Here is a 20,100-nt window from a genome sequence, read left to right as displayed (position 1 = left end):
AGGCCATGAGCTTCCGCGCGACAATCCTGACGCTTTATCCGGACATGTTTCCGGGGCACCTTGGCCATTCGCTTTCCGGCAAGGCGCTGGAGCGCGGCCAGTGGTCACTCGATACGGTGCAGATCCGCGATTTCGCCGAAGACAAGCACCGCACGGTGGATGACACGCCGGCCGGCGGCGGCGCCGGCATGGTGCTGAGGGCAGACATCCTTGCCAAGGCGATCGACCATGCCTCGGCTGGCGACGACCGTCCGCGGCTGTTGATGAGCCCGCGCGGGCGACCGCTAACGCAGAAGCGCGTGCGCGAACTCGCGGCTGGCCCCGGCGCGATCATCGTCTGCGGCCGGTTTGAAGGCGTCGACCAGCGGGTGATCGACAGCCGCGGGCTCGAAGAGGTTTCGATCGGCGACTATATCCTCTCCGGCGGCGAACCGGCGGCGCTCGTCCTGCTCGATGCGGTCGTGCGCATCCTGCCCGGCGTCATGGGCAACGATCTCTCCGGCATGCACGAGAGTTTCGAGGGCGGACTGCTGGAGCATCCGCACTATACCCGGCCACAGGTCTTCGAGGGCATGGAAATCCCGGCCGTACTCACGTCTGGCCATCATGGCGAGATCGAGAAATGGCGGAAGGCGGAGGCGCACAAACTGACGGAAGAGCGGCGGCCTGATCTTTTGCCTCACCCGGTCACGAAATAATAAACCGCGAGCAACAGCCCCACGGCAATGACGATGGCGCGGATAGAGACCTGCGGGACGCGGCGGGCGAGCCAGACGCCGGCGTAGCCGCCCAGCGCACCGCCGGGGATCATGAAGGCGGCATGCAGCCAGCCGATGACATTGCCGCCGGCAAAGACGACGATGGCAACGGCGGCGATCACCATGGCGAGGAAGTTCTTCAGCGCATTGACGCGGTGATAGTCGCCGCCTGTGGACAGACCGAGCACGGCGAGCATCATGATGCCCATGCCGGCCCCGAAGAAGCCGCCATAGATGGCGGTGACGAACTGTCCGGCCATGCCGAGCGGCCCGACCGGCGCGCCGTCTTCCCTCGGGTTCGGCCGAAGCAGCGGGCCGAGCGCGAAGATCGCGGTTGCGGCGATCAGCAGCCAGGGAACCATCGCCCGGAAGGACGGATTGGACAGCGACAGCAGGATCAGCGCTCCGGCAAGCCCGCCGATGAGCGAGATGATACTTAGAACGATCACCTCGCGACGGTCGGCGATGATTTCCCGGCGATAGGCGAGCGCCGAGGTGATGTAGCCCGGAAACTGGACGATCGAGGAGGTGGCATTGGCGACGATCGGCGGCAGACCGGCGAGCGTCATGGCACCGAAGGTCAGGAACGTGCCGCCGCCCGCGACGGCATTGACGGCGCCGGACAGGAAACCGGCGATAAACAGCGTGATGGCGGTAATTGTGGACATGGCGCTCCTCCTGCGGTAGAAATCGACATAGCCTGAGGGGCCAACCGGCGGCAAGTCGCGGAAATCGACAACAGCAGGCTTGCGGCAGAGAGAATTTTTGTCATTCGGGGATGACAAATGCCGGTCTTTGGTGTATTCGCCCGACCGGTTCGGGAAAAATCCCGCAGCTCCGAAAACAAAGAATGGTGAATTCGCTCCTGTTTCTCCTTCCGAGAAACAAATCCTTGAGGCCCTCATCCGAGGCTTGGTCCAAGAGGCATGATTGAGCGCTCTGGCTGTTTCAGAAGAACTTGAGAAGGTTAGACCAATGAATATCATCCAGCAGCTGGAAGCCGAACAGGCCGCCAAGATCGAAGCCAAGCGCACGCTTCCGGAATTTTCCGCAGGCGATACCCTCCGCGTCAACGTCCGCGTGACGGAAGGTACCCGTACCCGTATCCAGGCCTATGAAGGCGTTTGCATCGCCCGCTCCGGCGGCGGCATCAACGAAAGCTTCACGGTCCGCAAGATTTCCTACGGCGAAGGCGTCGAGCGCGTATTCCCGGTCTATTCTCCGCTCGTCGAGAGCGTCGAGATCGTTCGCCGCGGTAAGGTCCGCCGCGCCAAGCTCTACTACCTGCGCGATCGTCGCGGCAAGTCGGCCCGTATCGTTGAAGATACCGGCGTTCGCGCCCGCAAGCTGAACGACGCCGAGCGCCAGGCCGTTGCCGAGGAAAAGGCACGTCTGGAAGCTGAAAAGGTTGCAGCAGCACAGGCTCTGGCCGCCGAAAAAGCAGCAGCCGAAGCCGCAGCGGCAGAAGCTGCAGCAGCCAAGGCCGCTGAAGAAGCAGCCGCTGCAAAGGCTGCTGAAGAGACTGCAGCAGAATAAGTTTCAATCCATCGGGATTGTTGGACAAGGCGGCCTTCGGGCCGCCTTTTTCTTTGGGCGCGCCTTTCTGTGGGGCACCTTTCTGTGGGGGGATAGGGCAATGAACAATTATATCGAGACCAACCGGCTGAACTGGGACGACCGGGCGGCGCTGCACGCGACCGACACCACCGGCAGCTACCGGATTGCCAAGGTCCTTGCCGGTGGCTCGTCGCTGCATGCGCTGGAGGCGAGCGAGATCGGCGACGTCGCCGCCAAGGATATCGTCCACCTGCAATGCCATATCGGGCTCGACACGCTGAGCCTGAAGCATCTCGGCGCGGCAAGCGTGACCGGGCTCGATTTTTCGCCCGTCGCCATTGCCGCAGGACGCGAATTTGCCGCAAGCGCCGGAACGGAAGTGACATTCGTCGAGGCATCCGTCTACGACGCGGCGGCAGCTCTCGGGCACCGGACCTACGACATCGTCTTCGTCACCTGGGGTGCGATCCACTGGCTGCCGGACATTTTCCGCTGGGCCAAGGTTGTTTCAACTCTGCTCAGGCCCGGCGGACGGCTCTACCTGCTCGACGGGCATCCGCAGATGTTCCAGCATGAGGCCGTCGGCGGCCGGCTTTCGCTGGCTCACGGCTGGCGCACGCCGCACGATGCGCCGCTTCTGTTCGAGGAAACCCATACATATACCGGCGACGAGCGTTCGCTGACGCACAGGCGCATGTATGAATGGTTCCATCCCTTGGGCAACATCGTCAACGCGCTTTTGAAAGCCGGGATGGCGCTGGATTTCCTCAACGAGCACGAGATCCTGACCTGGCCGCATTATCCCGACATGGTCGAGACGGGCGAGGACCAGTTCGAGCTCGGGCCGGGCCTGCCGCGCATGCCGCTGTCGTTTTCGGTCGGGGCGAGGAAGGCCGTCTAGGCGCGGCGCGTCAAGCCTGACGCGCAAAGTACGCTGATACTCGTCAGGGCCGGGTAGCGGGGTCCCAATGCTCGTCGGCCTTGCCGTCCTTGATCCGCCAGGTGTCGAACCATGTGGTGGTATAGGTCTTGGCCGGGTCCTTCTCATCTTTGATTTCGCGAACATAGCCGACGGTGACGAGGTCGCCCTCGGCCGTCACGAAGGCGACCGGGGTTTTGATCTTCTCGGGGATCGGCGAAGGCTGCAGCTTCAGGACTTCCGTGAAATAGGCGATGACGCCGGCGCGGCCGGAGGCGGCATTGGGATTGTGCTGGATGTAGCGCTCGGTCAGATAGTCGCCGGCCTTGTCCCAGTGGTTGGCTTCGAGCAGATCACGGATGATGCCGTAGACCACCTGTTTGTTGGCCTGGAGCTTCGGGTCGGGGCTGGTGAAGAGCGCTTCAGCGTCCGCGGCTGCCACCACCGCCTCCTGTGCTCTCGCCGGCGGGGCCGAAAGCGCCGCGCCAAGCAGCGACAGGGCAAGAACGGCGGATGTTACGGCTGTTTTCATTGTCTTTCCTTTGTTCCGGCACAAAGCCTGCGCTGTTTGCAAGGACTAGAGGCTGCGGTGCGGCAAGGAAAGACGGCAGTTTTTCCGCCGATGGTATTGAAAAGAGAACCAGGTTCCCTGCACGTCACCGCTTCATCGTCGATAGTGCCAGCGCCTGCCATCGAAACACGGTCGCAAGGGACGATCCCTCCTTGCCTTGGCCGGAGGTTTCGTGACAGTCTTGCCCGCCACAATTCAGGAGCCATCCATGTTTTCCCGCCGCACCGTTCTCGCCGGCCTGACCGCCCTTATTCTCACACCTTTGTGCGCTGCCGCCGCCGAGCTGCCGGATCTGGGCGGGCGAACGGTGGTAGTCGTGACCGAGAATGCCTATCCGCCGCTGCAGTTCGTCGATCCAAAGAGCGGCAAGGCGATCGGCTGGGAATATGATGCTATGGAGGAGATCGCCAAGCGGTTGAATTTCAAGCTGGAAATCCAGAACACCTCCTGGGATGCGATGATCCAGGCGGTCGCCGACGGCCAGTACGACATCGGCATGACCGGCATCACCATCAAGGACGAGCGCAAGACGCAGGTGGATTTCTCCGATCCCTATATGCGCTCGCAGCAGTTCATGCTGGTGCGCGGCGACGAGAGCCGCTTCACCGACGCCAAGACTTTTGGCGCGTTTGCCGATGGGCTTGTCGGCGCCCAACCGGGGACCTCGCCGTTCTACACGGCGGTCTATGAAATCCTCGACGGCAACGAGCAGAACCCGCGGATCAAACTGTTCGAGACGTTCGGCGCGACGGTGCAGGCCTTGAAGGCGGGCGACGTCGATACGGTGCTGACGGACAGCGTTGCGGCCAAGGGCTATGTGGATTCCTCGAACGGTGCGCTGAAAGTGATCGGCGGGCCGCTCGGTACGGAGGATTTCGGCTTCATCTTCAAGAAGGGCTCGGACCTCGTCGCACCCGTCAATGCCGCGATCGCCGCGCTGAAGGCCGACGGCACGTTCGACAGGCTGAACCAGAAGTGGTTCGTCGACTACAAGATGGGCGAATGATCGCTTGCCGATGACGCCTGCGCAGCCGCAAGACACATCTCAAAAGGGCGACTATCCCTGGTGGCTGGTCGCCCTTGCCATTATCGCCGCAGCACTCGCCGTGGTGATCGCCTCCAACGATATCTACGCCCAGGTCTTTAGCATCGTCTCGGCCGGCATCGGCATCACCATCCTCGTGACGCTGCTCGGTTTTTTCTTTGCAACATTGCTCGGGCTCGGCATTGCGCTGATGGCGCTGTCGGAGCGCCCAGCCCTGCGCCAGATCGCGCGGTTCTATACCGAGGTCATCCGCGGCATACCGATCCTTGTTCTTCTGTTCTACATCGCCTTCGTCGGCGCGCCGGCGCTGGTGACACTGGTCAACACGGTTCTCAGCCCGCTGGTGGAGGCCGGTTTTGCCAAGCCGCTTCTGGTGCGTGACGTCTCGCTGATGTGGCGGGCGATCATGGCGCTCACCATTGGCTATTCGGCCTTCATCGCCGAGGTCTTTCGCGCCGGTATCCTCTCGGTCGACAAGGGGCAGATCGAGGCGGCGAAGGCTCTGGGCCTTTCGCGCTATCATCGCTTCCGGCTGGTCGTCTTCCCGCAGGCGATCCGCGTCATCCTGCCGCCACTCGGCAACGATTTCGTGGCAATGGTGAAGGATAGTTCCCTCGTTTCCGTGCTCGGCGTCGCCGATATCACCCAGATGGGCAAGATCTACGCGTCCGGTTCGTTCCGCTTCTTCGAAACCTATTCGATCGTCGCCTATATTTATCTTATCCTGACGATCGGTTTGTCGCTGGGGTTGCGGCGGCTTGAGAATCGGATGCGTCGGGGACACCGGGGGGCAGGCTGAACGCTGGTGGCCACCTTTCCCCAGCAGGGAGAAGGTGGTGCCGGATGATGGGGAGAACAGCCGAAAACCCGGCCGCAGGGACAGCCGGGTTTTCAGGGAGGAAGCCAGATAGCTTGCGCTTATTCGCAGACGCGGATCTTCTTGATGATGAGGTTGCCGTAGTAATCGTAGGCCTTGACCTTCTTGATGAAGCAATAGGGCTGGCAATCATCGCTGTAGTAGCCAGCCTGCGACGGGGCGGCGAAGGAAACGGCGGTGATGGCTGCCATGGCGACGGTCAAAACGAACTTGCGCATGCGGGTCTCTCCTTGAGATCTTGTGTGGATGAGCCTCCCTCATCCAGTGACCCGACTATTCCACGCCCCCGACGCCCACGCTGTTCCGGATGGAACAGGGTTTTCGATTTTCCGGATTTCGATTTTCCGTTAAAGAAAAGCATCTCCAGCATTACCCGCGTGGCTGCGGTAACGGGTTGGATAAGTTTGCGCATGGATCTTCGATGGTTGAACCGGCGTGCGGCGGCGAATGGAAGAATCCCACGCTCCGGCAGCAGCGCCTGTTCCGGCAGGAACTGAAACTGCGCGAACAATTCTTTCCTGAACCGCATTTTCCTTGAACGGAAGTTGCGTTAAGAACGCGCCAACATCTGACAAGCCCACTCTTCGACTTAAAAGGAATGCCCCATGACAGTGCGCAATCTTTTCCTTCTGCCCGGCGACGGCATCGGCCCGGAAGCCATGGCGGAAGTCCGCAAAATCATCGCCTACATGAACGCCGAGATGGCGGCCGGCTTCACCACGGACGAAGGCCTTGTCGGCGGCTGCGCCTACGACGCCCATGGTGCGGCGATTTCCGACGCGGATATGGCAAAGGCTTTTGCCGCGGACGCCGTTCTGTTCGGCGCCGTTGGCGGCCCGAAATGGGATGAGGTGCCTTACGAAGTGCGGCCGGAAGCCGGCCTTTTGCGCCTGCGCAAGGACATGGAGCTGTTTGCCAACCTGCGCCCGGCGATCTGCTACCCGGCGCTGGCCAACGCTTCCTCGCTGAAGGCCGAGCTGGTCGAGGGCCTTGATATCCTGATCGTGCGCGAGCTGACCGGCGGCGTCTATTTCGGCGAGCCGAAGGAAATCATCGATCTCGGCAATGGCCAGAAGCGCGGCATCGACACGCAGGTTTATGATACCTACGAGATCGAGCGCATCGCCGGCGTCGCCTTCGAGCTGGCACGGACACGCAAAAACCGCGTCTGCTCGATGGAAAAGCGCAACGTCATGAAGTCCGGCGTGCTCTGGAACCAGGTGGTGACGGCGACGCACAAGGCGAAATATTCCGACGTGCAGCTGGAGCATATGCTGGCCGATGCCGGCGGCATGCAGCTGGTGCGTGCGCCAAAGCAGTTCGACGTCATTGTGACCGACAACTTGTTCGGCGACATGCTGTCGGATGTCGCTGCTATGCTCACCGGATCCCTCGGCATGCTGCCGTCGGCCTCGCTCGGCGCCCCGGATGCCGAGACCGGCAAGCGCAAGGCGCTCTACGAGCCGGTACACGGCTCGGCGCCGGACATTGCCGGCAAGGGCATCGCCAACCCGATCGCCATGATCGCTTCGTTTGCCATGTGCCTGCGCTACTCCTTCAACCTGGTGGCAGAAGCCGACAATCTGGAGAAGGCCATCGCCAACGTGCTCGACAAGGGCATCCGCACCGGCGATATCATGGCCGACGGCGCCCGCCAGGTCGGCACCGCCGAGATCGGCGACGCGATCCTCGCCGAATTCAAGGCGCTTTCGGCCTGAGTTTCGGGCGATCTGATTGATTTGACGGCATCCGAACAATGGGTTCGGGTGCCGTTTTGTCTGATGGGCTTGATTCTCTTGTCAAAGCCCACACCTTCCTTCGGTGGCAGATTCCGCCTCCGTCATTCCTGTGCTCGTCATAGGAATCCAGCCACGCGACGTCTGTCACGTGAAAGAGTCTTTGCGGCGCAGACGCGCCGCCGCTGGATCCCCCGCGACAAGGGCGAGGATGACGGAGGAGGAGAGCGCCATGGAAAAAGCCGTTTATCGGAAAAAGGCAATTCATGAACCGACCGCTTTCCTCATCCCTTTGGCTTTTGCTGGCGACGGGCGTTCTGGTCGTCGCGCTCGTTCCTTTCGACGGCTTGCTCTCGCAAAGCGCACAGGCCCTGCCGCCCGCGATCGTCGCCTTCAACGAGCGGATTACCGATTTCGGCACGTTCGCCTGGATGATCTACGGCTCAGGCTCGATCACCATCGTCGCCTATATCCTGCACCGGGTCTCGCGCAGCGACGGCTTCTCCTCGAAGACGAAGACGGCGTGGCGTCTGGCGCTCTATTTCCTCGTGACGATCGGCAGCGCCAGCGCGCTGGTTCACCTGCTCAAACTCGTCATCGGCCGGGCACGGCCGGAGCTTTTCCTGGAATACGGCGCCCGCAGCCTGACCCCCTTTGCCAATGAATGGCTGTTCGAGAGTTTCCCCTCCGGCCATTCCACGGCGGTCGGCGCCTTTTTCGGCGCCTTTGCCATGCTCGTGCCCCGCCTGCGCATCCTCTTTGCGCTCGGCGCACTGACGATCGGTATCACCCGTGTCGTCGTCGGCGCCCATTATCCGAGCGACGTGGCGGCCGGGCTGCTGCTTGGCCTCTGGGTCGCGCTGATGACCGCTTTTGTCTTCGCGCGGCAGAACTGGCTGTTCCGGCTGGACGAGCAGGGCTGGCCTCGGCCGAAGGTGTAGCGGCTTTTTCCGTACCGATGCAACCGAGCCGGCACTACAGCGCCGCGCGTCTTTGCAGACGCGCAAACGTCGCTGTAACGCTTGGAATTATGCAGTAAAAAACCCGGCACAAGGGAGTGCCGGGCTCAGTTGGCGGGGGAAAATGTGGGATCAGTTCATCGCGTGGATGTCGCGATCCTTCGTCTCGGGCAGGAAGAGCATGCCGATCACCAGCGTGATGCCGGCAAAGACGATCGGGTACCAGAGGCCGTAATAGATATCGCCCTGGGCAGCGCTCATCGCAAACGCCGTTGCCGGCAACAGACCACCGAACCAGCCGTTGCCGATATGGTAGGGTAGGGACATCCCGGTATAGCGGATGCGGGTCGGGAAGAGCTCGACCAGAAGCGCTGCGATCGGGCCGTAGACCATCGTCACATAGATGACCAGCACAGTCAGAACCGCGATGATGACGACCCAGTCGACCCGGGCCGGATCGGCGACCATGGCGAAGGTGCCACCCTTGGCTACCGTATAGACCGGCATCTCGGTGACGCCGGCGGCTTCTTCCGCCGTCAGGAGCTTGGCCGCGACCATCTGCTCGCCGGTCATCGTTGCCTTCTCGCCGCCGCGAACGGCCGCGGCATCGAGCGCCAGCTCCGGATTGGCGGCAACAAAGCCGTCAAGCTTGCTTTCGGGAACCTTGGCGGCGGCACGAACCAACGGATAGCCGCTGGTCTGCAGAGCCATGTTGACCTGCTTTTCGAAGGCGCCGCCCATGGCCTTGGCCTTGTCGCCTGCAGCAATCGCATCGTAGCTGCTGATGGCTGCATCGCCGATCTTGACCGTCCCGGCCGAGCCGGCCGGACCGGCAACGACGTCATAGGGCACGGAATTGCGTGTCAGGAACGAGGTCGCGATATCGCAGGATGTCGTGAACTTCGCCGTGCCGGTGGGGTTGAACTGGAACTTGCAGTCGCCCGGAGCAGCGGTGACGGTCGCCCGAATGGTTTCCTGCGCTTGCGCCAGTGCCGGATTGCCGGCCCAGGTCAGCGCCTTGAACAGCGGGAAATAGGTGACCATGGCGAGCAGCAGGCCAGCCATGATGATCGGCTTGCGACCGATCTTGTCCGAAAGCCAGCCGAAGAAGACGAAGAAGCCGGTGCCGAGGAGCAGCGATGCCGCAACCATGATGTTTGCCGACTGGCCGTCCACCTTCAGGATGTTCTGCAGGAAGAACAGCGCGTAGAACTGGCCTGAATACCAGACGACGGCCTGGCCGACCACGGCACCGAACAAAGCGAGAAGCGCGATCTTGGCGTTTCTCCACTGGCCGAAGGCTTCCGTGAGCGGTGCCTTGGAGCCTTTGCCTTCTTCCTTCATCTTCTTGAAGGCCGGCGATTCGTTCATTTTCAGTCGAATCCAGACGGAGACGCCAAGCAGGATGCAGGAGAGCAGGAACGGAATGCGCCAGCCCCAGGCCGCGAAGGCTTCCTTACCAAGCATCATCTGCACGGTGACGATGACCGCCAGCGACAGGAACAAGCCGAGCGTTGCCGTCGTCTGGATCCACGAGGTGAAATAACCGCGTTTTCCCTGCGGTGCATGTTCGGCGACATAGGTCGCTGCACCGCCATATTCACCGCCGAGCGCCAGGCCCTGCAGCATGCGCAGCGCGATCAGCAGGATCGGAGCGGCGATGCCGATCGAGGCGGCACCGGGCAGGATACCGACGAGGAAGGTCGACAGACCCATGATCACGATAGTGACGAGGAAGGTATATTTGCGGCCGACGAGATCGCCGAGGCGGCCGAACACCAGCGCACCGAACGGGCGCACCAGGAAGCCCGCCGCAAAGGCGAGCAGCGCGAAGATGTTGCGGGTGGTTTCAGGATACTGCGAGAAGAAGGTGGCGCCAATATAGACGGCCAGCGAACCGTAGAGATAAAAATCGTACCACTCGAAGATCGTGCCGAGCGAAGAGGCGAAAATCACCTTCTTCTGCTCGCCTGTCATGGGGGCGGCCTTGGCTCTGCCCACTGCTACAATATCTGCCATTTCGGTTGTCCTCCACTTCAACAACGGCTTGTACGCACCTGATTTGCTCCAAATCCTCCCTGATCCGAAGCGAAGTGCGCCATGGCGACAAAATGGCAGAAAAGGCCTGAAGACGGCAGAGATGCTTTGGGATTATGACTTTAGTCGAATGAGACGGCATGACGCGGGCGGGCGGGGAATGCGCCGAACTTTCAGCTTTCTGTTGACTCCGCGGCAAAACCCAGTATGAGCAACAGCGGAAAAGGGACCGCGCCATGCACCGTTTTGGGACTTCCATCGCTGCGCTGATCGCCCCGGCATTCGTTGCCGGGCGGGTTCGCTCCTTCGCAATTTTTTCCGAAACAACGGCCAAAACGACGACGAAAACCGTCTGACGTCTCTGGCCCACCCGCTCTCTCCCCGGTTTGGCCGGGGACCCGAAGCCCGCGCCCCTGGCCGGCGGGTTTCTCCCCAAAGCCTGCGGAGAGAATGAGAAAGAGAGCAAAGACAATGGGTTTCAAGATTGCCGTAGCAGGTGCGACTGGAAATGTCGGCCGCGAAATGCTGAACATCCTTTCCGAACGCGGCTTCCCGGTCGACGAAGTCGTGGCGCTCGCTTCGGCCCGCAGCCAAGGCACGGAAGTCTCCTTCGGCGACAAGACGCTGAAGGTGAAGAACCTCGAGAACTACGATTTCTCCGACACCGACATTTGCTTGATGTCGGCCGGCGGCGCCGTGTCGCTGAAGTGGTCGCCGAAGATCGGTGCGCAGGGCTGCGTCGTCATCGACAACTCGTCCGCCTGGCGCTATGACCAGGACGTGCCGCTGATCGTTCCGGAAGTAAACCCCGATGCCATCACCCAGTTTTCCAAGCGCAACATCATCGCCAACCCGAATTGCTCGACCGCCCAGCTCGTCGTCGCGCTGAAGCCGCTGCATGATTTCGCCAAGATCAAGCGCGTTGTAGTCTCGACCTACCAGTCGGTATCCGGCGCCGGCAAGGAAGGCATGGACGAACTGTTCAACCAGACCCGCGCCGTCTTCGTCGCCGATCCGGTCGAGAGCAAGAAGTTCACCAAGCGCATCGCCTTCAACGTCATTCCGCACATCGACGTGTTCATGGAAGACGGCTACACGAAGGAAGAGTGGAAAGTTCTGGCCGAGACCAAGAAGATGCTCGACCCGAAGATCAAGGTGACCTGCACGGCCGTGCGCGTTCCGGTCTTCATCGGCCATTCGGAATCGGTCAACATCGAATTCGAGAACGAGATCAGCGCCGACCAGGCCCGCGACATCCTGCGTGAAGCGCCGGGCTGCCTCGTCATCGACAAGCATGAGAACGGTGGCTACATCACGCCTTACGAATCGGCCGGTGAAGACGCGACCTACATCTCGCGCATCCGCGAGGACGCGACCGTCGAGAACGGCCTCAACATATGGGTGGTTTCGGACAACCTGCGCAAGGGTGCAGCCCTCAACGCCATCCAGATCGCCGAGCTTCTCGTCAATCGCGGCCTGATCAAGGCGAAGAAGCAGGCTGCCTGATCAGGAAATATAAGGTTTTAACCAATAAAAGCCCCGCATGATCCGTTAGAGGAATGCGGGGCTTCTTTCGTAACGACAGTCTGCCGCGATATTGTGCTCATCTGTGGGGGATTCACGTGAAACACGGCCTCTCCATACTGCGCCAGAATCGTGACAGGCCCCGCAAAGACTGACATTTTGCGGACATCAAATTTGGATTCGGGCGCTCACGGGGTTTTTCACATGCACAAAGCAAAGCGCGTACTGGCAGGTTTCACGGCAATCATGGTGGCGGCAATTCTGCCCGCCACGGCATCGGCGGCGCAATGCGGCAACAATGCAGGCGGCTTCGAGACCTGGGTGGAGGATTTCAAGAGCGAGGCTGCAAGCCAGGGCATCAGCCCGTCCGTACTCAACAAGGCTTTTGCCAAAGTCAACTACAACAAGGCGACGATCCGCGCCGACCGCGGCCAGAAGAGCTTCAAGCTGTCGCTTGACCAGTTCATGCAGAAGCGCGGCGGCCAGGCGATCATTTCGCGCGGCAGGAAGATGAAGGCGCAGAACGCGGCCCTCTTCAACACGATCGAAAGCAGCTACGGCGTGCCAGCCGGCCCGATCATCGCCATCTGGGGCATGGAAACCGGCTTCGGCGGCTTCATGGGCAAGGAACACACCCTGTCGGCCGTCTCGACGCTCGCCTATGACTGCCGGCGCTCCGACTATTTCACTGACCAGCTTTATGCGGCGCTCAACCTCGTGCAGCGCGGCGATCTGAGCCCGGATGCGCACGGCGCCGCTCATGGTGAAATCGGCCAGACGCAGTTCCTGCCGGCCAACGTGCTGAAATTCGGTGTCGATGGCGACGGCAACGGCCATATCGATATGGTTCGCTCCAAGGCGGACGCGCTTTTTTCGACCGCCAACTTCTTGCGCGGCCACGGCTGGAGCGCCGGCGGCGGCTATCAGCCGGGCGAGGGCAATTTCGGCGCGATCCAGGGCTGGAATGCCGCCAGCGTCTACCAGCAGGCGATCGCCATCATCGGCGCGGAAATCGACGGCGACTGATAGCGGTGCCGTTTCGGAAGGAAATCATCCGCAGCTTGGGAAGCCAGGCTGCGGTTTTTTGTTTGGGATGGGCTTTGCGCTCAGAGCAATCCAATTTCTCTCCGTCATCCCGGCCTTGGGCCGGGATCCAGCCACGCGACGTCGATCGCGTGAAAGAGTGTCTTGCATCGCAGACGCGGTGCGGCAGGATTTCCGGAACGCGCTATGCTCGCCCGAGGATGACGGGGGCGATAGTGCCGCCAGAAACTGAAAGTGCGTACGTCCGTCACATCCCCGGCCGGGCGAAATCGCCGGTCTTGGCGTCCATAACCCAGAGTTCGCCCGTGGAAATGTCGAACCAGGCGCCGTGCAGACTAAGCTTGCCGCGCTTTTCGAGGATATCGACACAGGGGAACGTGCGCAGGTTGGCGATGGAATTGCGGATCGAGACGCGCTCCAGCGCCCGCTGGCGCTCGGCGGCGGTCATGATGTCGTTGCTCTGGATCTGTTCGGCGGCAGGTTTCAGGAGATGCATCCAGCGACCGATGAAATCGCCGGGCGACAGCGGCCCGGCATCGAGATCAAGCGCCGCCTTGATGCCGCCGCAACGCCCGTGACCCATGACGACGATATCGCGGACCTTCAGCACCTGAACGGCAAACTCGAGGGCAGCGGAGGTCGAGTGATAATGACCGTCCGGCTCGTAGGGCGGCATCATGTTGGCGACGTTGCGGACGACGAAAAGCTCTCCGGGGCCGCTGTCGAAGACGGTCTCAGGCGCGGCGCGGCTGTCACAACAGGCAATAACGAGGGTTTGCGGCTGCTGTCCGGTTTCGGCGAGCGCCTTGTAGCGCTGCTGCTGCTCGTTGAAACGCCCGCTCATGAAGTTGTTGTAGCCGTTCAGCAGATGGTCCGGAAAACGCTGCATGTGCTCGATCACTCCGACTATTTAAGACAATTGGGATGTACATTGCACGCTTGCCACCTGAGGGACACAGCCTTTGTGCGCCGCGCACATGCAAATTTCCGGCAGCCCATGCCGCCGGCAACATCCGTGAAATCTCCCAACTCGTCCCGCGTAAGGTCCAACCGGTTTATTCGCTCAGGGCAGGGGGAGGCAAGAGCGATGTGCGCCGCCGCATCACGAGCGCCGCTTCTGGCTTGGATGCATCAGCCGGCGCATCTGGACCATCGCCATCGGCGTCGCGAGGCTTGCGGCATCGCGCTCGAGCGTCAGCTCGTCGGCGCCGCGTTTGCCGGTGCGGGCAATGATTTCGAAGACGCTGGCCGTCGCCAATTGCAGCGCCCGTTCCTCCTTCAGCCCCTCCAGAAGCCGGGCGACAAACAGCGCCGCGAGCAGGTCACCCGTGCCGCTGGGGGGATTGTCGATCAGGCGATGTTCGGCCAGCAGCGCATGATTGCCGGAGAGATAGAGATTGCCGGTGCTGCCGTGCATCATCCCGATTGCCGAGGTAACCAGCATGCGCGGCGGCCCGAGCGCCAAAGCAGCCTCAAGAATGGCGGCGTTGGTTTCAAGCGGAACGCCGCAGAGCCAGGACAGTTCGAACCGGTTGGGCGTGGCAAGCGACGCCAGCGGCAAAAGCCTGTCGCGCATCGCTATCGCTGTTGCCTCAGGGACATAAAGGCCGCCGACATCGCCCATCACCGGATCGCAGGCATAGAAAAGGTCGGGATTTTTCTTCCTCAGCGCCTCGACGAGCCGCGCGATCCCTTCTGCTTGATGAGCTGCCCCGAGATAGCCGGAGAGAACAGCGCGGACTTCACCTGTCCACGGCGCCCGGATGAGGTCATCGATCAGGCTGTTGAAGTCGTCCTCACCCACCGTCACCCGGGTCGAGGGGCCATGGCCCGGATGCCAGGGCAGGATGACCGTCGGCACAGCCCAGACCGGATAACCCAGCATCTCAAGCGCAAAGACCGCGGCGCGATTGCCGACGGAACCGCGAATCACATGGCTTGAAATGACGATGACGGCGCCGGGTGCAGGCTCGGACATTCATGTTTTTCCGCTATTTCGACACCCTCAGATCGCCCGACAGTCATGCCGCTGTCAACTGTGACCAGGAAAAGATGAAAAAGCGCCTTTCGCCGTCCAATAGATGAGCAGGATCGCTGAGCGAATACAACCGATTTAATTTCAAAATTGGTGCATTTTCTCCGAAATTTTCATGAATCCATTCCGAATTCGCTCAAAATGCGCGAAAAACATCCACAAAAACAGTCGCCAACGGCCATTCTTCTGTTAGGTTCGGCAAAAATGGTGATTGCGGGGGAGAGACTGCCATGGGCGCCAAATACAATCCGAAACGAGACCGGCACTTTGAAGTTGTATGCGAGGCCGGCAAGGCACTTGGACTGACGATGCTTTCGCCGGAAATCCTGTTCCGCCGAGCAAGCCATGATGATCTCGATCAATATACGCCGCAGATGCTGGCGCTGACCGCGGCGCATGCCCTGAAAGAAGTGAGCCGGAGCGAAAGCGACCGGCCGATCATCACCGTCGAATCCATCGATGGCGTCACCCCCGGCGGAACGGACGTATCGATCCTGTCCGTCACCGACCGCAACATGCCGTTTCTCTACGACTCAATCATGGGCGAGGTCACCGCCACCCACCGCGATATTCACCTTGCCGTGCATCCCATCCTGGTGCTCGAAGCTGGAAAGCCGGCTAAACTCTTCGATCCGGAAGAAAAGAGCGATCCGGCCTCGCGGGTCAGCCATATCCAGATTCATCTCTCCAGGCTAAGCGATGCGGAGGCGGACGACCTCAAAGCACGGGTCGGCAATGTCCTTTCGCAGGTACATCACGCGGTTGGCGACTGGACGCAGATGACGGCCCTGCTCGACCAGTCAATGAACGAGCTCGAAAACCACGCTCCCTCACGCAGGAAGAACGATCGTGAAGAAACACTGGCCTTCCTGCGCTGGCTGCGCGACAACAATTTCACCTTCCTTGGCATGCGCGAATACACCTATTCGGGCAAGGGGGATAGCGCCGTGGTCGAGCGCGGCAAGGGCCGGGGGCTTGGCATTCTCTCCAATCCGGACGTTCATGTCCTGCGCCAGGGCAAGGACGCGGTACTGACGACGCCGGAAATCCTCGCCTTCCTCAACGGACCTGATTTCCTGATCGTTACCAAGGCGAATGTGAAATCGGTCGTCCACCGCCGCGCGTATATGGACTACATCGGCGTCAAGCGTTTCGACGAGGCGGGCAACGTCACCGGAGAGTTGCGCATTGTCGGCCTCTTCACCTCCAGCGCCTATACGCGGCCGGCAGCGGAAATTCCGTTGTTGCGCTTCAAAGTGGAGAAGATCGTCGATCATTTCGGCTACGATCCGCAGAGCCATTCCGGCAAGATGCTGGCCAACACGCTGGAATCCTATCCGCGCGACGACCTGTTCCAGATCGATGTCGGCCTGCTCGCAAGCTTCTGCGAACAGATCAACGAACTCGGCGACCGGCCGCGAATCCGGGTTTTGCCGCGCATCGATCATTTCGATCGGTTTGTTTCGGTGATCGTCTATGTGCCGCGCGAACAATATGATTCCGATGTCCGCGAAAAGATCGGCAACTACCTGAAAACCATCTATGACGGCCGCGTTTCCGCCTACTATCCAGCTTTTCCGGAAGGCGGCCTGGCACGCGTCCATTTCATCATCGGGCGCTACACCGGCAAGACACCCCGTGTGCCGCAGGCAAAGCTGGAGGAGGCCGTGCGCGAGATCGTCACGCGCTGGATCGACCGGTTCAACCTGCTTGCCCGCCACAAGGGTGTCGAAATCAGCGTCCCCGAAGCCTATCAGGCAGCGTTCACGCCGGCCGAAGCCTATGCCGACCTCGACGATATCGCGGCCTGCCTGTCCACCGACCCCATCCGCATCGCCTTCTATCAGAAGCGCGGCAAGGCACCGGGAGCTCTCGAGCTGAAGATCTTCCACGCCGGCGAACCGGTGTCGCTCTCCCATCGTGTTCCGCTGCTTGAAAATCTCGGCTTCCGGGTGATCAGCGAACAGACGCATGATATCGCCGTCACCGACGCTACGAGCGGGCCGCGCCTCGTCGTTCTGCACGATATGGAACTGGTCCATCGGGACGGGCACATACTCAACCTCGACAAGTGCGCCGCGATGCTGGAAGAAGCTTACCTCGCCGTCTGGAACGGCCTGATCGAGGATGACAACTTCAACCGGCTGATCATGCTTGCCGGCCTGACGGCCCGCGAAGTGACCGTTCTGCGGGCCTATGCGCGCTACCTGCGCCAGACAGGCATCACCTATTCCCAAGGCTATATTGCCGAGACGCTGAACAAGTATCCGGCTATCGCTGCCGACATCTTCAAGCTCTTCGTCACCCGCCTGGACCCCTCGCTCGACGACAAGCCGCGAACGAAGCGCATGGCGGCGCTCTCGGCGGCGATCGAGCAGGCGTTGAACGCGGTCCCCAGCCTCGACGAAGACCAGATCCTGCGCCGCTACGTCAATGCCATCATGGCGACGTTGCGCACCAATTATTTCCAGCGAGATAAAGACGGCAATCCGAAGGCGATGCTGGCCTTCAAGCTCGATCCGAAAATCCTCGACGGCCTGCCCGAGCCGCGCCCGTTCCGCGAAATCTTCGTCTACGGCACCGAAGTCGAGGGCGTGCACCTGCGCTTCGGCAAGGTGGCACGCGGTGGCCTGCGCTGGTCGGATCGGTCGCAGGACTATCGCACCGAGGTGCTCGGCCTCGTCAAGGCGCAGCAGGTGAAGAATGCCGTCATCGTGCCGGTCGGCGCCAAGGGCGGCTTCTATCCGAAGCAGCTGCCAGTGGGCGGCACCCGAGACGAGATCTTCAAGGCCGGCACCGAGGCCTACAAGACCTATATTCGGACGTTGCTGTCGATCACCGACAACATTGTTGGCCAGGATGTCGTGCCCCCGGCCGACACGCTGCGGCTTGACGGGGACGACCCGTATTTCGTCGTCGCCGCCGACAAGGGCACCGCGACCTTCTCCGACACCGCCAACGGGCTTGCGCAGGAAGCTGGGTTCTGGCTGGACGATGCCTTTGCCTCCGGCGGCTCGGCCGGATACGACCACAAGAAGATGGGCATCACCGCGCGCGGTGCCTGGGAAACCGTCAAGCGGCATTTCCGCGAAATGGACATCGACATCCAGACGACGCCCTTCATCGTCGCCGGCGTCGGCGACATGTCCGGCGACGTCTTCGGCAACGGCATGCTGCTTTCGGAAAAAATCCGGCTGATCGCCGCCTTCGACCATCGCGACATCTTCATCGATCCTGACCCGGATACCGCCCGCTCCTTTGCCGAGCGCAAGCGCATGTTCGACCTGCCGCGCTCGAGCTGGCAGGACTACGACCGAACGACACTTTCGGCCGGCGGCATGATCATTCCGCGCACGGAGAAATCCGTGACGCTGACGCCGCAGGCGATGGCGGCGATCGGCATCGACAAGCAACAGGCAACACCGTTCGAGATCATGACGGCGATCCTGAAAAGCCCGGTCGATCTCTTGTGGTTCGGCGGCATCGGCACCTATGTGCGGGGTCCGAGCGAAACGGATGCGGAGGTCGGTGACCGCGCCAACGATCCGATCCGCATTACGGCCGACGAGGTCGGTGCCAAGGTGATCGGCGAGGGCGCCAATCTCGGCGTCACCCAGCGCGGCCGCATCGCCTTCGGTCTCAAGGGCGGACGCTGCAACTCCGACGCGATCGACAACTCCGCCGGTGTCAACTCCTCCGACTTCGAGGTCAACATCAAGATCGCACTGGCTTCCGCCATGCGAGACGAGCGCCTGACACGCGCCAAGCGTAACACGCTGCTCGCCTCGATGACCGACGAAGTGGCGGCGCTGGTTCTGCGCAATAACTACGAACAGTCATTGTCGATCTCGCTCACCGAGATGCTCGGTGCTGGCAACCGGACGGCGCTAGCGCGGCTGATGACAAGGCTGGAAGCCGACGGGCATCTGAACCGCAAGGTGGAAGTGCTGCCGAACGACGTGGCGCTCAGCGAGCGCTACCAGAGCGGCAAGGCGCTGACGCGCGCCGAGATCGGCGTGCTCTTGTCCTATGCCAAGATCGTCCTGTTCGACGAGATCGTCGCCAGCGATCTGCCGGATGATCCCTATTTTCTTGCAACACTGCGCGACTATTTTCCGGCGAAGATGCACAAGGCGCATGCCAGCGACATCACCGAACACCGGCTGCGCCGAGAAATCATCGCCACGGTGCTCGCCAACGACACGATCAATCGCGGCGGCCCGGCCTTCGTCAGCAGTCTCATCGACCAGACGGGCTTCATGCCGGCCGATGTGGTGAAAGCCGCGGTGCTGGCGCGCGACGGCTATGACCTGACGCGCATTCAGGGGGAAATCGACGCACTCGACACCATTGTCAGCGGCCGGGTCCAGAACGAGCTTTACCAGGAAGCCGGGCGCATCTTCGCCATCGTGACCGAACGGACATTGCGGACACGGGCAATCGCCGGGCCACTCGGCGAGGCAGTGGACAAGCTGCGCCAGGCGCTCACAAAACTGAAACCCAGCCTGCATTCCTCGATTCCGGAGGACGCAGCCGAAGAGGCGCGCCAGAAGGCGGCCTATTTCGCCGAGCGCGGCGTGCCGCAAGTTTTGGCCGACGAAGTGGCCGGCCTGTTCCTGCTGACGCTGGTGCCAGAGATCATGCAGATTTCCGCCGAGACCGGCGTGACGCTGGCACGCACGGCACAGAGCTACTTCGGCGTCACCCAGAACCTGCGGATCGCCCGGCTTCTGGCCGCAGCCGAGCGCGTTTCGGCGACGGAACAATATGAGGCGATGGCACTGTCGCGCAGCATCAGCGATATCGCCAATGCCCGCCGCGAGATCACCATCGCGGCGCTTGCCAACGGGAAATCGGAAAAGAATCCGGTGCTCGCCTGGCAGGACAGCGATCGCAGCAGGGTCAACCGCATTACCGACCAGTTGGCGCAACTGACGGAGAAGGGCGAAACGACGCTGGCCAAGATCACCGTCGCCGCCGGTCTTCTCAGCGATCTTGCGCAGGACAGGGCGAGGTGACACTGTCTGCGCCGAAACAA

Annotated in this window: 17 protein-coding genes; 11 read left to right on the top strand and 6 right to left on the bottom strand. The window is 61.5% G+C overall.

Annotation, left to right across the window (positions count from 1 at the left end; genetic code table 11):
• Positions 1 to 5: 5 nt before the first annotated feature.
• On the top strand, positions 6 to 698 hold the full coding sequence (gene trmD / locus ACSQ2W_RS07935) for a tRNA (guanosine(37)-N1)-methyltransferase TrmD (protein WP_436085774.1): 693 nt from the start codon (positions 6 to 8) through the stop codon (positions 696 to 698).
• Here trmD and ACSQ2W_RS07930 read toward each other — a convergent pair.
• Complete coding sequence (locus ACSQ2W_RS07930; protein ID WP_436085773.1) at positions 680 to 1,426, bottom strand: sulfite exporter TauE/SafE family protein; 747 nt, start codon at positions 1,424 to 1,426, stop codon at positions 680 to 682. The two genes, trmD and ACSQ2W_RS07930, sit on opposite strands and share 19 nt — an antisense overlap.
• A 307-nt stretch (positions 1,427 to 1,733) precedes the next feature.
• Between ACSQ2W_RS07930 and rplS the strand changes: the two genes are divergently transcribed.
• Together rplS and ACSQ2W_RS07920 are read left to right on the top strand one after the other, a co-directional pair.
• A complete protein-coding gene (rplS, locus tag ACSQ2W_RS07925) occupies positions 1,734 to 2,294 on the top strand; it encodes a 50S ribosomal protein L19 (protein WP_436085772.1) in 561 nt (186 codons plus the stop codon).
• A 100-nt stretch (positions 2,295 to 2,394) separates the two neighbouring features.
• Positions 2,395 to 3,216: a class I SAM-dependent methyltransferase gene (locus tag ACSQ2W_RS07920; RefSeq protein ID WP_436085771.1), complete on the top strand. Its 822-nt coding sequence runs from the start codon at positions 2,395 to 2,397 to the stop codon at positions 3,214 to 3,216.
• 43 nt (positions 3,217 to 3,259) lie between these two features.
• Here ACSQ2W_RS07920 and ACSQ2W_RS07915 read toward each other — a convergent pair whose 3' ends face one another.
• A complete protein-coding gene (locus tag ACSQ2W_RS07915) occupies positions 3,260 to 3,766 on the bottom strand; it encodes a nuclear transport factor 2 family protein (RefSeq protein WP_436085770.1) in 507 nt (168 codons plus the stop codon).
• A 247-nt stretch (positions 3,767 to 4,013) separates the two neighbouring features.
• Between ACSQ2W_RS07915 and ACSQ2W_RS07910 the strand changes: the two genes are divergently transcribed.
• Positions 4,014 to 4,811 carry a basic amino acid ABC transporter substrate-binding protein gene (locus ACSQ2W_RS07910; protein ID WP_436085769.1) on the top strand — a complete coding sequence of 266 codons (798 nt, stop codon included), beginning with the start codon at positions 4,014 to 4,016 and terminating at the stop codon, positions 4,809 to 4,811.
• A 10-nt stretch (positions 4,812 to 4,821) separates the two neighbouring features.
• Positions 4,822 to 5,649 (top strand): amino acid ABC transporter permease, encoded by an 828-nt coding sequence (locus ACSQ2W_RS07905; RefSeq protein WP_436085768.1) that lies wholly within the window; start codon positions 4,822 to 4,824, stop codon positions 5,647 to 5,649.
• Positions 5,650 to 5,768: 119 nt separating this feature from the next.
• Here the strand turns inward: ACSQ2W_RS07905 and ACSQ2W_RS07900 are convergent, their stop codons facing one another.
• Positions 5,769 to 5,945 carry a hypothetical protein gene (locus ACSQ2W_RS07900; RefSeq protein ID WP_436085767.1) on the bottom strand — a complete coding sequence of 59 codons (177 nt, stop codon included), beginning with the start codon at positions 5,943 to 5,945 and terminating at the stop codon, positions 5,769 to 5,771.
• An 89-nt stretch (positions 5,946 to 6,034) separates the two neighbouring features.
• Between ACSQ2W_RS07900 and ACSQ2W_RS07895 the strand changes: the two genes are divergently transcribed.
• The 3 genes from ACSQ2W_RS07895 to ACSQ2W_RS07885 all read left to right on the top strand — a co-directional run bounded on the left by ACSQ2W_RS07895 (position 6,035) and on the right by ACSQ2W_RS07885 (position 8,404).
• Complete coding sequence (locus tag ACSQ2W_RS07895; RefSeq protein ID WP_436085766.1) at positions 6,035 to 6,265, top strand: hypothetical protein; 231 nt, start codon at positions 6,035 to 6,037, stop codon at positions 6,263 to 6,265.
• Between the two features lie 67 nt (positions 6,266 to 6,332).
• Positions 6,333 to 7,445: a 3-isopropylmalate dehydrogenase gene (gene leuB / locus ACSQ2W_RS07890; protein ID WP_436085765.1), complete on the top strand. Its 1,113-nt coding sequence runs from the start codon at positions 6,333 to 6,335 to the stop codon at positions 7,443 to 7,445.
• 284 nt (positions 7,446 to 7,729) lie between these two features.
• On the top strand, positions 7,730 to 8,404 hold the full coding sequence (locus tag ACSQ2W_RS07885; protein ID WP_436085764.1) for a phosphatase PAP2 family protein: 675 nt from the start codon (positions 7,730 to 7,732) through the stop codon (positions 8,402 to 8,404).
• 150 nt (positions 8,405 to 8,554) lie between these two features.
• Here the strand turns inward: ACSQ2W_RS07885 and ACSQ2W_RS07880 are convergent, their stop codons facing one another.
• Entirely contained in the window at positions 8,555 to 10,441 is a 1,887-nt protein-coding gene (locus ACSQ2W_RS07880; RefSeq protein ID WP_436085763.1) for an MFS transporter, read from the bottom strand.
• 489 nt (positions 10,442 to 10,930) lie between these two features.
• Here ACSQ2W_RS07880 and ACSQ2W_RS07875 point away from each other — a divergent pair, with 489 nt between their 5' ends.
• On the top strand, positions 10,931 to 11,965 hold the full coding sequence (locus ACSQ2W_RS07875; protein ID WP_436085762.1) for an aspartate-semialdehyde dehydrogenase: 1,035 nt from the start codon (positions 10,931 to 10,933) through the stop codon (positions 11,963 to 11,965).
• 222 nt (positions 11,966 to 12,187) lie between these two features.
• Complete coding sequence (locus ACSQ2W_RS07870) at positions 12,188 to 13,009, top strand: lytic murein transglycosylase (RefSeq protein ID WP_436085761.1); 822 nt, start codon at positions 12,188 to 12,190, stop codon at positions 13,007 to 13,009.
• Positions 13,010 to 13,274: 265 nt separating this feature from the next.
• On the opposite strand, the gene ACSQ2W_RS07865 is transcribed toward ACSQ2W_RS07870, so the two are convergent.
• Together ACSQ2W_RS07865 and pdxY are read right to left on the bottom strand one after the other, a co-directional pair.
• Positions 13,275 to 13,916, bottom strand: coding sequence for a carbonic anhydrase (locus ACSQ2W_RS07865; RefSeq protein WP_436085760.1), 642 nt, complete (start codon positions 13,914 to 13,916; stop codon positions 13,275 to 13,277).
• Between the two features lie 213 nt (positions 13,917 to 14,129).
• Positions 14,130 to 15,005 (bottom strand): pyridoxal kinase PdxY, encoded by an 876-nt coding sequence (gene pdxY, locus ACSQ2W_RS07860; RefSeq protein WP_436085759.1) that lies wholly within the window; start codon positions 15,003 to 15,005, stop codon positions 14,130 to 14,132.
• A 287-nt stretch (positions 15,006 to 15,292) separates the two neighbouring features.
• On the opposite strand from pdxY, the gene ACSQ2W_RS07855 reads away from it, so the two are divergent.
• The gene (locus ACSQ2W_RS07855; protein ID WP_436085758.1) at positions 15,293 to 20,080 is read left to right on the top strand and encodes an NAD-glutamate dehydrogenase; all 4,788 of its coding nucleotides are present in this window, start codon (positions 15,293 to 15,295) and stop codon (positions 20,078 to 20,080) included.
• Positions 20,081 to 20,100: the final 20 nt, after the last annotated feature.

The organism is Pararhizobium sp. LjRoot255 (assembly GCF_964252905.1).
GTDB lineage: Bacteria > Pseudomonadota > Alphaproteobacteria > Rhizobiales > Rhizobiaceae > Pararhizobium.
Note: the sequence above shows the minus strand (reverse complement) of the source record. Positions and strands in the feature narration are given on the sequence as shown.

Coding starts and splice junctions, on each gene's coding strand:
- ACSQ2W_RS07855 (WP_436085758.1), top strand. CDS start 15,293: ATGGGCGCCAAATACAATCCGAAACGAGACCGGCACTTTGAAGTTGTA.
- ACSQ2W_RS07875 (WP_436085762.1), top strand. CDS start 10,931: ATGGGTTTCAAGATTGCCGTAGCAGGTGCGACTGGAAATGTCGGCCGC.
- ACSQ2W_RS07870 (WP_436085761.1), top strand. CDS start 12,188: ATGCACAAAGCAAAGCGCGTACTGGCAGGTTTCACGGCAATCATGGTG.
- ACSQ2W_RS07930 (WP_436085773.1), bottom strand. CDS start 1,426: ATGTCCACAATTACCGCCATCACGCTGTTTATCGCCGGTTTCCTGTCC.
- ACSQ2W_RS07885 (WP_436085764.1), top strand. CDS start 7,730: ATGAACCGACCGCTTTCCTCATCCCTTTGGCTTTTGCTGGCGACGGGC.
- leuB (WP_436085765.1), top strand. CDS start 6,333: ATGACAGTGCGCAATCTTTTCCTTCTGCCCGGCGACGGCATCGGCCCG.
- ACSQ2W_RS07865 (WP_436085760.1), bottom strand. CDS start 13,916: ATGCAGCGTTTTCCGGACCATCTGCTGAACGGCTACAACAACTTCATG.
- ACSQ2W_RS07880 (WP_436085763.1), bottom strand. CDS start 10,441: ATGGCAGATATTGTAGCAGTGGGCAGAGCCAAGGCCGCCCCCATGACA.
- ACSQ2W_RS07900 (WP_436085767.1), bottom strand. CDS start 5,945: ATGCGCAAGTTCGTTTTGACCGTCGCCATGGCAGCCATCACCGCCGTT.
- ACSQ2W_RS07910 (WP_436085769.1), top strand. CDS start 4,014: ATGTTTTCCCGCCGCACCGTTCTCGCCGGCCTGACCGCCCTTATTCTC.
- ACSQ2W_RS07920 (WP_436085771.1), top strand. CDS start 2,395: ATGAACAATTATATCGAGACCAACCGGCTGAACTGGGACGACCGGGCG.
- ACSQ2W_RS07905 (WP_436085768.1), top strand. CDS start 4,822: ATGACGCCTGCGCAGCCGCAAGACACATCTCAAAAGGGCGACTATCCC.
- pdxY (WP_436085759.1), bottom strand. CDS start 15,005: ATGTCCGAGCCTGCACCCGGCGCCGTCATCGTCATTTCAAGCCATGTG.
- trmD (WP_436085774.1), top strand. CDS start 6: ATGAGCTTCCGCGCGACAATCCTGACGCTTTATCCGGACATGTTTCCG.
- rplS (WP_436085772.1), top strand. CDS start 1,734: ATGAATATCATCCAGCAGCTGGAAGCCGAACAGGCCGCCAAGATCGAA.
- ACSQ2W_RS07915 (WP_436085770.1), bottom strand. CDS start 3,766: ATGAAAACAGCCGTAACATCCGCCGTTCTTGCCCTGTCGCTGCTTGGC.
- ACSQ2W_RS07895 (WP_436085766.1), top strand. CDS start 6,035: ATGGAACAGGGTTTTCGATTTTCCGGATTTCGATTTTCCGTTAAAGAA.